Here is a 14,388-nt window from a genome sequence, read left to right as displayed (position 1 = left end):
GTTTACCAAGGAGTTTTCCGTTTCGACTGCGCCGGAAGTGGGGCGAATTATAGACTTCCAGAATCTGCCGTCAACCCCTGATTTTGCTTTTCTATCAATTACTTAGAATCGATTAAAAAACACCCAGCTTTTCATATACCAACCCGCCGAACCCCCTCTATATAGAAGAAGCACCTCAAATGACGCCTGCCTCTTTCAAAGCAGCCACATTGGTCGCACTCAATCCCAGCACCTGCCGGAGCACCTGATCCGTATGTTCACCTAATAGAGGAGGCGCACTGCGATACTCCACCGGTGTCTTGGACAACCGTATGGGGCTCCCCACCTGAGGCACCTTGCCTGCCAGCGGGTGAGGCAACTCTATAGCCAGCCCACGTGCCTGCACCTGAGGATCGGCAAACACCTGCGCCAAATCATTGATCGGCCCACAGGGCACACCGACCTGCTCAAGCTGGGCCACCCACTCGGCGGTGGTCTTGAAGACCGTTGCCTGGCGAATCAATGGAATAAGCACCGCCCGGTTGGCCACCCGCAACTTATTGGTGGAAAACCGCGAGTCATCAGCCCACTGTGGCTGCCCGGCGACCTGGGCAAACTTGCGAAACTGGCTGTCATTGCCCACGGTGAGGATGAAGTCGCCATCAGCCGTAGGGAAATCCTGATACGGCACGATATTCGGATGCGCATTACCCAACCGCTTGGGAGATACCCCTGTCGTCAGGTAATTCATCGCCTGATTGGCCAGGCAGGCAACCTGCACGTCCAGCAACGCCATATCAATGTGCTGGCCACCACCGTCATGATCGCGGTGCGCCATAGCCGCCAGAATCGCCACCGTAGAGTAAAGCCCGGTCAGAATATCGGTGAGCGCCACACCCACCTTGACCGGGCCTTCCCCCTCATCACCCTCGGGCCGCCCCGTCAGGCTCATCAACCCGCCCAATCCCTGGATCATGAAGTCGTAGCCCGCTCGCGCCGCATAAGGCCCCGTCTGGCCAAACCCGGTGATAGAGCAATAAATCAGCTCAGGGTTGAGCTCCTTGAGCGACTCATAGTCCAGGCCATATGCCGCCAAGCCGCCCACCTTGAAATTCTCGATCAAGATATCCGACTTCGCCGCCAGGTCCCGGACCAGCTTTTGCCCCTCCGGCCGGGTGAAGTCGATCGTCACCGACTCCTTATTACGATTGGCCGATAAGTAGTAGGACGCTTCGCTGGTGTTCTCACCATACGCATCCTTCAGGAAGGGCGGCCCCCAGGCGCGAGTATCGTCACCACTGCCGGGCCGCTCGACCTTGATCACCTCAGCGCCAAGGTCGGCAAGAATCTGCCCGGCCCAAGGCCCCGCCAGCACCCGTGACAAATCCAGTACCCGCAGATGCGATAGCGCGCCCATGGTCACACTCCTATTAATAGAACGCCTGGATACCAGTCTGGGCGCGCCCGAGGATGAGCGCATGAACGTCATGCGTGCCTTCGTAGGTATTCACCACTTCCAGGTTGACCAGGTGCCGGGCGATCCCGAACTCATCGGAGATGCCGTTGCCACCGAGCATGTCGCGAGCCATACGGGCAATATCCAGGGACTTGCCGCAGGAATTGCGCTTCATGATCGAGGTGATCTCGACCGCCGCCGTGCCTTCATCTTTCATGCGCCCCAGACGCAAGCAACCTTGCAGGGCGAGGGTGATCTCGGTCTGCATATCGGCCAGCTTTTTCTGGATAAGTTGGGTAGCCGCCAATGGGCGCCCGAACTGCTGGCGATCAAGGGTGTACTGGCGCGCGGTGTGCCAGCAGAACTCCGCCGCCCCCAAAGCGCCCCAGGAGATGCCGTAGCGCGCTGAGTTCAAGCAAGTGAACGGACCTTTCAAGCCGCGCACATCCGGGAAGATGTTCTCCTCAGGAACAAACACGTTATCCATGACGATTTCGCCAGTAATCGAAGCTCGCAGGCCGACCTTGCCGTGAATCGCCGGCGCACTCAGCCCCTTCCAACCTTTCTCCAGGACAAAACCACGAATGTCGCCGGCGTCGTCCTTGCCCCAGACCACAAACACATCGGCAATCGGGCTGTTGGTGATCCACATCTTGCTGCCGGTCAGGCTGTAGCCACCATCCACCTTGCGCGCACGGGTAATCATCGCGCCCGGGTCCGAACCATGGTTGGGTTCGGTCAAGCCGAAGCAACCAATCCACTCACCCGAGGCCAACTTGGGCAAGTACTTCTGTTTTTGTGCTTCAGTGCCGAACTCATTGATGGGCACCATCACCAGGGAAGACTGCACGCTCATCATCGAACGGTAACCGGAATCGACGCGCTCCACTTCACGGGCAATCAAGCCGTAGCTGACGTAATTCAAGCCACTGCCGCCGTACTGCTCGGGAATCATCGCACCCAGCAGGCCGGTCTCGCCCATTTCACGAAAAATCGCGGGATCGGTCTTTTCATGGCGGAAGGCTTCAAGCACACGCGGCGCCAGCTTGTCCTGGGCAAATTGCTCAGCGCTGTCGCGCACCATGCGCTCTTCTTCGGTGAGCTGTTGATCCAGCAGCAGGGGATCGATCCAGTTGAAGCTTGCCTTAGCGCCCATGAGTGAGTCCTCGCGAAGTAAATCAAAAGTCGTGCATGGAGCCTAGGCCGAGCAGGCGAGGAGGGCAAACGAGGTTTTTGCATAGGCTTGTGCTAATTTCTCACTCCGTAACGATTGAGAAGGGCAAAACTGCCTTTTATTTGTGAGGGTACGGTACATGCGCAGGAAAATCCCCAGCACCACAGCCCTCGTCAGTTTTGAAGCGGCTGCCCGCCACGAGAGCTTTACCAAGGCTGCGCACGAGCTTTCCATCACTCAGGGCGCGATATGCCGGCAGATCGCCGGCCTTGAGGAGTTTTTGAGTGTCGAACTGTTTCGCCGCTCGCGACGCGGGGTAAAGCTCACGGAAGCGGGGCTTTCCTACAGTCGGCGGGTGGCCATGCAACTGGACGCCGTGGAGCGCGACACCCTGTCAGTGATGGGCCAGCAAGGCGCCAATGTGATCGAACTGGCGGTGGTGCCTACGTTCGGCACCCAGTGGCTGATCCCGCGCCTCAAGGACTTCCAGCAGCAACACCCTGAAGTCACGGTCAACCTGACTAACCGTACCCGTCCGTTCCTGTTCGCCGACACGGACTTCGACGCCGCGATCTATTTCGGCGATGCCGACTGGTCCGGTACCGAATCCCACCGCCTGATGGGCGAAAACCCGGTCCCCGTATGCAGCCCACGCTTACTGGAAAACCGCTCGCACTTCAGCGCAGAAGAGATCGCCGAACTGGCGCTGCTGCAGCAAACCACTCGCCCCTATGCCTGGCGCCAGTGGTTCAACGCCCAGCAGATGAACATCCCTCGGGACATGACAGGCCCGCGCTACGAGCTATTCTCCATGCTGTCCCAGGCAGCCATGCATGACATGGGGATTGCGTTGATCCCGCCTTTCCTTATTCAACGGGAGCTGAGCGAGAAACAGTTGGTGATTGCCAACCCGCAGGCGCTGACCAGCACCAAGGCTTATTACCTGATGATTCCGGAGAAAAAGGTAGAGTCTGCGTCATTACACGCCTTTCGAGACTGGCTGATTGATCAGGCGCAGCGCTACAGCCACCAGTTCTAGAGGGCCTCGCATTTTATTGACCTTGTAGTCAGATAATTAACAACCCTACAGATATAAGTATATGTCGCCTTTTGACAGACTGTACCGATGGCATCTTAAAACGCCTGCACGCCAATGGCTGTCAGCTCTTCAGCGGTTATTCAGCACCCATGACCCACTATTCATGTTGGCGATTGCAAAAATCGACTTTTCTCGCCACAACCCTTTAAACACCTGTATTTAAAGAGGTTATTCCGGCACATTGCGACAATCAGTCACAGGGTGACTTGTAGTTAATTTTTCGTCACCCGTCATAATCCCTTGAAGGCCGTAAAGTTCGCCTGCAAAATGCCGCGCCCTGCTGTCATTTCAGCGGGGTCGTGCTGATCGGCCGCCCCAGTTGCGCCACTCGCGGTGCACTGGCCTTTTTACAAAAATCAAAAGCAAAAAGATCATGCAGGAGATTTGACGTGCACATTGGTGTTCCTCTCGAAACCCAGACCGGTGAAACGCGGGTTGCTGCAACCCCGGAAACCATCAAGAAGCTGATCGGCCAGGGCCATAAGGTCACTGTACAAAGCGGTGCAGGCATCAAAGCCAGTGTCGTGGACAGTGCCTATGAAACGGCAGGCGCAACCATTGGCAGTGCCAGCGACGCGTTTGGCGCCGAGCTGATTCTCAAGGTGGTCGCCCCCAGCGACAGCGAACTGACGCTGATTAAAAGCGGCACCGTGTTGGTGGGCATGCTCAATCCGTTCAGCAACGAAACCATCACCCAACTGGCCGAACATGGCATCACCGCCTTCGCCCTGGAGGCCGCCCCGCGTACCTCCCGTGCGCAGAGCCTGGATGTGCTGTCGTCCCAGGCCAACATTGCCGGTTACAAGGCCGTGTTGCTGGCGGCTCATCACTACCCGCGCTTCATGCCCATGCTGATGACCGCCGCCGGTACGGTGAAAGCCGCTCGCGTGCTGATCCTCGGCGCCGGCGTGGCTGGCCTGCAGGCTATCGCTACAGCGAAACGCCTGGGTGCCGTCATCGAAGCGTCCGACGTACGACCGGCCGTGAAGGAGCAGATCGAGTCCCTCGGCGCCAAGTTCGTCGATGTGCCTTATGAGACCGATGAAGAGCGCGAATGCGCTGTTGGCGTCGGCGGTTACGCACGCCCCATGCCCACCAGCTGGATGCAGCGTCAGGCCCTGGCCGTGCATGAGCGCGCCAAGCAAGCCGATATCGTCATCACCACCGCCCTGATTCCGGGTCGCAAGGCCCCGACTTTGCTGAGCGCCGAAACCGTCGCCCAGATGAAGCCAGGCTCTGTGGTAATCGACCTGGCCGCCGCCCAAGGCGGCAACTGCCCGCTGACCGTCGCCGACCAGGTGGTGGTGGAAAACGGCGTGACCATTTGCGGCCCGACCAACCTTGCCGGTGCCGTCGCTGCCGATGCCTCGGCCCTGTATGCGCGCAACCTGCTGGACTTCCTGAAGCTGGTCTTCACCAAGGAAGGGCAGTTTGAAATCAACCTCGAAGACGACATCGTCGCCGCGTGCCTGATGTGCCGCGACGGCCAAGTCATCCGCAAAAACGCCTAAGCAGGGATTCAGACGATGGAAGAGCTTATCTCCCCCGGTATCTACAACCTGATCATCTTCGTGCTGGCGATTTATGTCGGTTATCACGTGGTCTGGAACGTCACCCCCGCGCTGCACACGCCACTGATGGCGGTGACCAACGCAATCTCGGCGATCGTGATCGTTGGCGCCATGCTTGCGGCCGCGCTCACCGTCACGCCGCTGGGCAAGACCATGGGCACCCTGGCCGTGGCCCTGGCCGCGGTAAACGTGTTCGGCGGCTTCCTGGTTACCCGTAGGATGCTTGAGATGTTCAAGAAGAAAGCGCCCAAGGCTAAAGAAGAGGTGCAAAAGTAATGAGCATGAATCTGGTAACGACGCTCTACCTGATCGCGTCGATCTGTTTCATCCAGGCCCTCAAAGGCCTGTCGCACCCGACCACGTCACGCCGCGGCAACCTGTTCGGCATGCTCGGCATGGCGCTGGCGGTACTCACCACCGTTGGCCTCATCTATAAGCTCGGTGCAGAGCTTGCCACTGCCGGCATCGGCTACGTGATTGTCGGCCTGCTGGTCGGCGGCACCGCCGGTTCGATCATGGCCAAGCGTGTAGAAATGACCAAGATGCCTGAACTGGTCGCCTTTATGCACAGCATGATCGGCCTGGCCGCGGTGTTCATTGCCATTGCCGCAGTGGTCGAGCCGCAATCGCTGGGCATCGTCAAGCAACTGGGCGATGCGATTCCTGCGGGCAACCGTCTGGAACTGTTCCTCGGTGCTGCCATCGGTGCCATTACCTTCTCCGGTTCGGTCATCGCCTTCGGCAAGCTGTCGGGCAAGTACAAGTTCCGCCTGTTCCAGGGCGCACCGGTACAGTTCGGCGGCCAGCACAAGCTGAACCTGGTGCTGGGCCTGGCCACGCTGGGCCTGGGCCTGGTGTTCATGTTCACCGGCAACCTCAGCGCCTTCGCCGCGATGCTGGCCCTGGCCTTTGTGCTGGGTGTGCTGATCATCATCCCGATTGGCGGCGCCGACATGCCGGTAGTCGTGTCGATGCTCAACAGCTACTCCGGCTGGGCTGCGGCAGGTATCGGCTTCTCGCTGAACAACTCGATGCTGATCATCGCCGGCTCCCTGGTCGGTTCGAGCGGCGCGATCCTCTCGTACATCATGTGCAAGGCGATGAACCGCTCCTTCTTCAACGTACTGCTCGGCGGTTTCGGCAACGCGCCGGATGCGGCAGGGCCAGCGGGCTCGAAAGAAGCGCGCCCGGTGAAGTCTGGCTCGGCTGACGACGCCACCTTCCTGCTGACCAACGCCGACACCGTGATCATCGTCCCAGGCTACGGCCTGGCGGTAGCACGGGCGCAGCATGCACTTAAAGAGCTGACCGAGAAGCTGACCCATCGCGGTGTCACCGTGAAGTATGCGATCCACCCGGTCGCCGGTCGTATGCCTGGCCACATGAACGTACTGCTGGCCGAGGCCGAAGTGCCTTACGACCAGGTGTTCGAGATGGAAGACATCAACTCCGAGTTCGGCCAGGCCGACGTGGTGCTGGTGCTCGGCGCCAACGACGTGGTCAACCCGGCCGCCAAGAACGATCCGAAATCGCCGATCGCCGGCATGCCGATTCTCGAAGCCTTCAAGGCCAAGACGATCATCGTCAACAAGCGCTCGATGGCCAGCGGTTACGCCGGCCTGGATAACGAGTTGTTCTACCTGGACAAGACCATGATGGTCTTCGGCGATGCCAAGAAGGTCATCGAAGACATGGTCAAGGCCGTCGAATAAACACTGCTCCAGCGCAATACCCGAAACCCCGGCCTCCCGTAGGCTGGGGTTTTTTATTAACGGGAAAAACCCGACCAAAGGCTCTAAATCGCGACCTGGCATTCGACCATGGTAGCGGGACGAACGCCTTTGAAATCACTAGACTGCCCACCTTGCCTCCGTTGCCCGAGATAACAATCCATGTACCGTGATCGTATCCGCTTGCCTTCGCTGTTGAACAAGGTCATGAGCGCCGCCGATGCTGCCGCCCTGATCGAGGACGGCATGACCGTCGGCATGAGCGGCTTTACCCGCGCCGGTGAAGCCAAGGCTGTGCCCCACGCCCTGGCCGAACGTGCCAAGACCTCGCCCCTGAAAATCACCTTGATGACCGGCGCCAGCCTGGGCAACGACCTGGACAAGCAACTGACCGAAGCCGGCGTGTTGTCGCGCCGCATGCCATTCCAGGTCGATAGCACCCTGCGCAAGGCCATCAACGCCGGCGAAGTGATGTTTATCGACCAGCACCTGTCGGAGACCGTCGAACAGCTGCGCAACAACCAGCTCAAGCTGCCGGACATTGCCGTGATCGAAGCGGTGGCCATCACCGAACAAGGGCATATCGTGCCGACCACGTCCGTGGGCAACTCGGCCAGCTTCGCGATTTTTGCCAAACAGGTGATCATCGAGATCAACCTGGCGCACAACCCGAACCTGGAAGGCCTGCACGACATCTATATCCCGACCTACCGCCCGACTCGCACACCGATCCCGCTGGTCAAGGTGGATGATCGCATCGGCAGCACCGCCATCCCGATCCCGCCCGAAAAGATCGTCGCCATCGTCATCACCAACCAGGCCGACTCCGCTTCCACGGTGACGCCGCCTGACAGCGACACCCAGTGGATCGCCAATCACCTGATCAACTTTCTCAAGCAGGAAGTCGATGCCGGGCGCATGACCAACAAGCTCGGCCCGCTGCAAGCCGGGATCGGCAACATTGCCAACGCGGTGATGTGCGGCCTGATCGAGTCGCCGTTCGAAGACCTGACCATGTACTCCGAAGTGCTGCAGGATTCGACCTTTGACCTGATCGATGCTGGCAAGCTGAGCTTTGCCTCTGGCAGCTCGATCACCTTGTCGGAGCGGCGCAATGCCGACGTGTTCGGCAACCTGGAGCACTACAAGGACAAGTTGGTGCTGCGCCCGCAGGAAATCTCCAACCACCCGGAAGTGGTGCGCCGCCTGGGCATCATCGGCATTAACACCGCGCTGGAGTTCGACATCTACGGCAACGTCAACTCCACTCACGTCTGCGGCACGCGGATGATGAACGGCATTGGCGGTTCGGGGGACTTCGCCCGCAACGCGCACCTGGCGATCTTCGTCACCAAGTCCATTGCCAAGGGCGGGGCGATTTCCAGCGTGGTGCCGATGGTCAGCCATGTCGACCATACCGAGCATGACGTCGACATCCTTGTGACCGAGATCGGCCTGGCCGACCTGCGCGGCCTGGCGCCACGGGAGCGCGCACGGGTGATCATCGACAATTGTGTGCACCCTGACTACCGCGAGGCGCTGAACAACTACTTCACCGCCGCCTGCGCCATCGGTGGACACACGCCACATATCCTGCGTGATGCCCTGAGCTGGCACATCAATCTGGAAGAAACCGGGCATATGCTCAAAGGCTGATTGATACAGATCCGGGCTGATGCAAATACAGTTTCATTCGCCCGGATCTGATTACCGCACTTTTGAAAAAAACTGTACTACTGTACCGGTCATTTCCTACCGTAAAACCCTACATCCCTTCTCAAAAACACCTAAAACGCACCAATAAAGTGCTGACAGGTACAGTTGCCCCATTTCCGTACAGTACAGCCGCTATAAACAGTTAACTGGCCCCTCACAATACAGGTGAACTGTATCTAGAGAGTCTTGCGCCGGAGGAGGATCATTGGCATCAGTTAAACCACTACCTAATCCCGCCACAAGCGGAAGGATGTCATCATGGAACGTACACTCAGTTCCGAACTGTTCTTCGAAGATAAAGCTGTAAACACCCAGGCTTCCCTGCCTCTGCGCGTTATCGCCAACCTGATGTTGTGGCAGCGCCGCATCTCCAGCCGCCATCAACTGGCTCGCCTGGACTCGCGCTTGCTGGCCGATGCCGGGATCAGCGAAGCTCAACGCTACGAAGAGCTGAGCAAGCCGTTCTGGCGCTGATTTAGCGCCCGCTGGCCCTGACCTGTAGGGTCCACCGCCAGCACCCCGAATTGTTGTAGCAGAGCCCGCCCCGGGTAACCGGAGGCGGGTTTTGTTGTTTCTGGGCGACTGAAAAATCGGCAGGGCAGCCTTCCTTGCCATGCAAACCAGTACAGTTTAAAAAACATAACAGTTAATAGGTACAATAAAGATACTCCCAATTTGTACCGGTTAAATTGCCCTGCCGAGCAACGACTTCCCATCACGCACTACCCGAACAGATGGGCGCCAGCTACTATCGCGTCATCAGTCGTGCGTCACCTTCTTCGTTTCATACACAGGAGTCACCCTATGTCCCGTCTTCGTTTGTTGAGCGCTGCCGCTTTGTTTGCCGTCGCTGCCAACGCCAGCGCTACCAGCTTGATCGTGACCACCGACTCGATTGTCGGCGCGCTGAAAGCCACTTCCGACGCTACCTCCGATGCCACATCGTCCCTGCGCGACAACAAGGTCGTGCGCGCCGCCCGTGATGACGCCGCCAGCTTTGTCGCCAGCGAAGGCGCCATCCGTGGCGTGAAGCTGGAAAGCGCCCTGGCGCAGATCCGCCAGCAGGCCCCACAACTCAATACCGCCACCGACACGCAACTGGCCCAGGCGATCCTGGCCATCTGACCTTGACTCACTGTAGGAGCGAGCTTGCTCGCGAAGATCGCGAACAATAACGCGGGGCTCACTGCTAAAACACTGCGCTCTCAGGTTCTTCGCGAGCAAGCTCGCTCCTACAGTAGTCTGCCTGCTCGCTGGCTCTCGCCCGGGCATTGCGCTAGCCTTGGCGCTCGTTTTCAGTTGTCGAGTCCCATGGTTTTTTCATACCGTTTGTTGATTGTTCCCACTGTGCTGGCCATGTGCGGGGCCAACTCGGCCCAGGCCTTTGACCTGTCCACCCAAGGCCTCGTAGCCAGCGCCTATGCCACCAGTAAAGTGACGTCGGCACCGTTCGACCAGAAACTGATACTGGCGGCCCAGGATGACGCTGCCGCGTTCATTGCCACTGATGGCCAATGGCGGGGCGCCCGGTTGGAGAGCGCACTGGATTACCTGCGTCGCGCCCAGCCAAAACTTAAGTCCAGTGACCTTGAACTGGCCCAGGCAATTCTCGTCCAATAACCATCTTTACCTTTTGGAGTCATTCCATGCGTCGCCCGTTGATCGCAGCTGCTCTCGGCCTGTTCTTGCTGGCAGATATCGCCCAGGCACAAACCCTGGTGGCCACCAGTAACATCATTGTTCGTGCCTTCGGCCGCACCATTGATTTCACTTCGGATACCACGACCTCCATCCGTGACTCCAAAGTCGTGCGCGAAGCCCACGATGACGCCGCCAGCTTTGTCGCCAGCAATGGCGATATCCGTGGCGCGCAACTGGAAGCCGCCTTCGATACCCTGCGCACCCGCGTGCCAGAAGCCCGCGACGCCAGCGACCAGGTCCTCGCCGAAGCCATCCTCGCATTGTGAGGCGCTTCACCGCCTGGCTCTTGGCTGCGACGGTGCTGCTGGCTAGCAGCGCCGCCCAGGCCAGCCTGCAGCTACGGCTCAAGACCGATGGTTTGAGCCCCGCCCAACAGCAGGCCAGCCAGGCATTGCTGGATGAAGCCATGCAGGCACTGCCGCCGCGCTTCATCGAGCAACTGGATCGGCGCATCGACGTCGGCTGGACCGACGACATGCCCGCCAATGCCTATGGCCAGGCGTCACTGGTGTCCGAACTGGACCTCAATCGCAAGCTGCTGGCCAGCCTCACTGACGGCACCGCCGCCGCCCAGCAGACCCAGCGCCCCCACGGCACCGTGCGCCGGGAATTGCTCGCCACCGTGCTGCATGAGCTGACCCATATCTATGATCGCGCGCGCCTGTGGCCCAGGGACCAGCGCTCGTTGATCCAGCGCTGCAGCCGCCAGAACAACATCACCGGCCTGATTGGCCTGCCCGATCAATGCCGTGGCCAGAATGACCGGCGCTTCACCCTCAGCGACGACCCGCGCCTGCTCGACCTCGCCGGCTGGCCGCAATACGTCGGCCGCCGTGGCGAGCGCGAGCAACACAACCGGCAAGTGGCCCGCAGCCCGGACCTGTACGAAATCACCAACCCCAAGGAATTCGTCGCGGTCAACATGGAGTACTTCCTCCTTGACCCGAGCTACGCGTGCCGCCGTCCCGCGCTGTACCGTTACTACCAGCAACACTTCGGCTGGGCACCGCCAGCCAAGGACACCTGCGCCAACACCTTCGCCTTCCTCAACGCCGGTAACGATTTTGCCAAGACGCCCTTGGGCCAGGTCGATCCCGAACGCGTATACGCCATCGACTACCTGCTGGCCGAAGCCAACCAGAACCTGGTGAGCCGCTGGGGCCACAGCATGCTGCGCCTGGTGATCTGTGCGCCGGGCCGCCCCCGTGGCCCGGATTGCCGCCTGGACCTGGACCAGCACCTGGTGTTGTCCTACCGCGCATTCGTCGGTGACGTACAGCTGTCGAGTTGGGACGGCCTGGTGGGCAAGTACCCTTCGCGCCTGTTTGTACTGCCCCTGGCCCAGGTGATCGACGAATACACCAAGACCGAACTGCGCGGCCTGGCTTCCGTGCCCCTGATTCTCACGCGCCAGGAGATCAACGACACGGTCGAACACGCCGCCGAAATGCACTGGAGCTACGACGGCAATTACTACTTCCTCTCCAACAACTGTGCAGTAGAAGGCCTGAAACTGCTGCGCAGCGGCAGCGCCAACCCGCAACTGACAGCCCTGGACAACATCACCCCCAACGGTTTGCTGGAAGTCCTCAAGGCCCGTGGGCTGGCCGACACCAGCGTGCTGGACGACCGCCGCGAGGCCTTGCGCCTGGGCTATCACTTCGACTCCTTCCGCGAGCGCTACCAGGCGATGTTCGAGGTGCTGAAAAAGCATCTGCCGATCCCGCAGACCCAGGTCGAAGACTGGCTGGCTTTGAGCGCCGAGCAACGCAGGGCGTGGTTCGACAAGGCCGACTTGCGCACCAGCGCTGCATTGCTGCTGCTGGAACAGGCCAGCTTTCGCAAGCAACTGATGCTTGCCCAGGACGAGGTCAAGCAACGCTACCTCGGTGCCCGCGAGCTGAAGAACGGCGGCATGGCCAAGGCCGATGCCACCTTGCAGCAGATCCTCGCCAACAGTGGCTTCCTCAGCCGCCCGGCGGAGTTGCTCGGCAGCAGCGGTTATGGATTGCCCCAACCCAAGGAATGGCAACGCCTGGAATCGGAAAGCGCCTTGCGCCAGAAACAGCTGCAATCGTTGACCGGCGACCTGGATAAAGAGGTGAGGGCGCTGCTGGAGCCCGCGCGGGCGGCGGAAATTGCAGCGTGCGAGGCCAATCTCAAGCAGGTCGGCGAACATCTGCGCGCGCTGCACAAGGCCGCTGGCGGGCTGCAACTGCCTTGAAACTGTAGGAGCGAGCTTGCTCGCGAAAAACCCGAGAACACTGCGTTTGCCCCGCAAACGCGCCTTATCGTTCACGACCTTCGCGAGCAACCTCGCTCCTACAGTGAACCTCATCCACCTGATGACCTGTTTTCCCAACGAAAGCTGGCTGAAAGCTTTCACGATTAGGATCGCCCTCACTACCGGCAATAGACCGGTTGGCCAACCTGAGCGCTTTTATGCCCAGGGGCCCAATTAACAACAACAATGGTGATTCTGATGTCCGCTCGTACCCGCCTGTTTTTCTCGACTCCCCCCGTACGCCTCGCGCTTTTCGTTCTGCGCTGACCCCAACCCGGTTCGCCATTCCCTAGCCGCGCTACGCCTGGAGTATTCCTATGCTGACTTTCCTTGGCTTTGCCATGGTCATCACGTTCATGTTCCTGATCATGACCAAGCGCCTCTCGGCGCTGATCGCCCTGATCATCGTGCCTATCCTGTTCGCGCTGTTCGGTGGCTTTGCGCCGAAGATCGGTCCGATGATGCTCGAAGGCATCACCAAGCTGGCACCCACCGGCGTGATGCTGATGTTCGCCATCCTCTACTTTGCCTTGATGATCGACTCCGGCCTGTTTGACCCGGCCGTGCGCAAGATCCTCAAACTGGTCAAGGGCGACCCGCTGAAAGTCTCGGTCGGTACTGCCGTGCTGGCGCTGGTGGTGTCCCTGGACGGTGACGGCGCCACCACCTACATGATCTGCGTGGCCGCCATGCTGCCGCTGTACAAGCGCATCGGCATGAGCCCGCGAATCATGGCCGGCCTGATCATCCTCGCCGGTGGCGTGATGAACATGACCCCCTGGGGCGGCCCGACCGCGCGTGCCGCCAGTGCGCTGCACGTCGACCCATCGGATATCTTCGTACCGATGATCCCGGCCATGGCTGCCGGCGTGGTGGCAATCCTGGTGATTGCCTATATGTACGGCCTGCGCGAACGTGCTCGGCTTGGCGTCATGCATCTGCAAGGCGATGAGATCGACCACAGCGAAATCAGCGTCTCGCAATTCCCGGATGCTCGTCGCCCGAAACTGATCTGGTTCAACGGCGCCCTGACCCTGGCCCTGATGTGCACCCTGATCGCCGGCCTGCTGCCGCTGCCCGTGCTGTTCATGGTGGCCTTCAGTATCGCGATGATCGTCAACTACCCGTGCCTGCAACAGCAGAAAGACCGCGTTGCCGCCCACGCCGGTAGCGTACTGGCGGTGGTGGGCCTGATCTTCGCTGCAGGTATTTTCACCGGCATTCTGTCGGGCACCGGCATGGTCGATGCCATGTCCAAGAGCCTGCTGGCGGTCATCCCTGAAGCCATGGGCCCGTACCTGGCGGTGATCACCGCGCTGGTGAGCATGCCGTTCACCTTCTTCATGTCCAACGATGCGTTCTACTACGGCGTATTGCCAGTACTGGCCGAAGCCGCCAGCCACTACGGCATCACCGCCGCAGAAATGGGCCGCGCCTCGATTGTTGGCCAGCCGGTACACTTGCTCAGCCCGCTGGTGCCTTCGACTTACCTGCTGGTGGCCCTGGCCGGTATCGAATTTGGCGATCACCAGCGCTTCACCCTGAAGTGGGCAGTGCTCGTGTGCCTGTGCATAATGGTCGCCGCATTGCTGTTGGGCACATTCCCGCTGTTCAGCACTCTATAATCGTAACAACCCACTGCGCCGGCCCTCCTGCCGGCGCGGTCTAACACTCGCGC

Annotated in this window: 13 protein-coding genes; 11 read left to right on the top strand and 2 right to left on the bottom strand. The window is 59.9% G+C overall.

Translation table 11 applies throughout. From position 1 onward, the window contains the following. Positions 1-175: 175 nt before the first annotated feature. On the bottom strand, positions 176-1,396 hold the full coding sequence (locus KL786_RS24900) for a CaiB/BaiF CoA transferase family protein (RefSeq protein ID WP_032862682.1): 1,221 nt from the start codon (positions 1,394-1,396) through the stop codon (positions 176-178). 13 nt (positions 1,397-1,409) lie between these two features. Then, the gene (locus tag KL786_RS24895) at positions 1,410-2,591 is read right to left on the bottom strand and encodes an acyl-CoA dehydrogenase (protein ID WP_215519308.1); all 1,182 of its coding nucleotides are present in this window, start codon (positions 2,589-2,591) and stop codon (positions 1,410-1,412) included. Between the two features lie 157 nt (positions 2,592-2,748). On the opposite strand from KL786_RS24895, the gene KL786_RS24890 reads away from it, so the two are divergent. From KL786_RS24890 to KL786_RS24840, 11 genes are all read left to right on the top strand, one after another. Then, positions 2,749-3,648, top strand: a complete 900-nt coding sequence (locus KL786_RS24890) for a LysR family transcriptional regulator (RefSeq protein WP_215519307.1) — start codon at positions 2,749-2,751, stop codon at positions 3,646-3,648. 449 nt (positions 3,649-4,097) lie between these two features. Next, entirely contained in the window at positions 4,098-5,219 is a 1,122-nt protein-coding gene (locus KL786_RS24885; protein ID WP_065942441.1) for a Re/Si-specific NAD(P)(+) transhydrogenase subunit alpha, read from the top strand. Positions 5,220-5,234: 15 nt separating this feature from the next. Further along, on the top strand, positions 5,235-5,555 hold the full coding sequence (locus KL786_RS24880) for an NAD(P) transhydrogenase subunit alpha part 2 (RefSeq protein WP_003233786.1): 321 nt from the start codon (positions 5,235-5,237) through the stop codon (positions 5,553-5,555). Further along, entirely contained in the window at positions 5,555-6,991 is a 1,437-nt protein-coding gene (locus tag KL786_RS24875) for an NAD(P)(+) transhydrogenase (Re/Si-specific) subunit beta (protein ID WP_215519306.1), read from the top strand. Before KL786_RS24880 ends, KL786_RS24875 begins: the two co-directional genes overlap by 1 nt. Positions 6,992-7,171: 180 nt before the next feature. Then, positions 7,172-8,665 carry a succinyl-CoA:acetate CoA-transferase ScpC gene (gene scpC, locus KL786_RS24870; RefSeq protein ID WP_215519305.1) on the top strand — a complete coding sequence of 498 codons (1,494 nt, stop codon included), beginning with the start codon at positions 7,172-7,174 and terminating at the stop codon, positions 8,663-8,665. A gap of 318 nt (positions 8,666-8,983) precedes the next feature. Continuing rightward, positions 8,984-9,199, top strand: a complete 216-nt coding sequence (locus KL786_RS24865; protein ID WP_007911656.1) for a DUF1127 domain-containing protein — start codon at positions 8,984-8,986, stop codon at positions 9,197-9,199. 330 nt (positions 9,200-9,529) lie between these two features. Next, on the top strand, positions 9,530-9,850 hold the full coding sequence (locus KL786_RS24860; RefSeq protein ID WP_215519304.1) for a DUF2388 domain-containing protein: 321 nt from the start codon (positions 9,530-9,532) through the stop codon (positions 9,848-9,850). A 186-nt stretch (positions 9,851-10,036) separates the two neighbouring features. Then, positions 10,037-10,345 carry a DUF2388 domain-containing protein gene (locus tag KL786_RS24855; RefSeq protein WP_032862676.1) on the top strand — a complete coding sequence of 103 codons (309 nt, stop codon included), beginning with the start codon at positions 10,037-10,039 and terminating at the stop codon, positions 10,343-10,345. Positions 10,346-10,371: 26 nt separating this feature from the next. Continuing rightward, on the top strand, positions 10,372-10,692 hold the full coding sequence (locus tag KL786_RS24850; RefSeq protein ID WP_032862675.1) for a DUF2388 domain-containing protein: 321 nt from the start codon (positions 10,372-10,374) through the stop codon (positions 10,690-10,692). Beyond that, the gene (locus KL786_RS24845; protein WP_215519303.1) at positions 10,689-12,650 is read left to right on the top strand and encodes a DUF7844 domain-containing protein; all 1,962 of its coding nucleotides are present in this window, start codon (positions 10,689-10,691) and stop codon (positions 12,648-12,650) included. The genes KL786_RS24850 and KL786_RS24845 overlap by 4 nt, the downstream gene beginning before the upstream one ends. Positions 12,651-13,027: 377 nt before the next feature. Continuing rightward, positions 13,028-14,335, top strand: a complete 1,308-nt coding sequence (locus KL786_RS24840) for a CitMHS family transporter (protein ID WP_215519302.1) — start codon at positions 13,028-13,030, stop codon at positions 14,333-14,335. Positions 14,336-14,388 lie beyond the last annotated feature (53 nt).

Origin of the sequence: Pseudomonas sp. TAE6080 (assembly GCF_018732265.1) — a bacterium.
Lineage (GTDB): Bacteria > Pseudomonadota > Gammaproteobacteria > Pseudomonadales > Pseudomonadaceae > Aquipseudomonas > Aquipseudomonas brenneri.
Note: the sequence above shows the minus strand (reverse complement) of the source record. Positions and strands in the feature narration are given on the sequence as shown.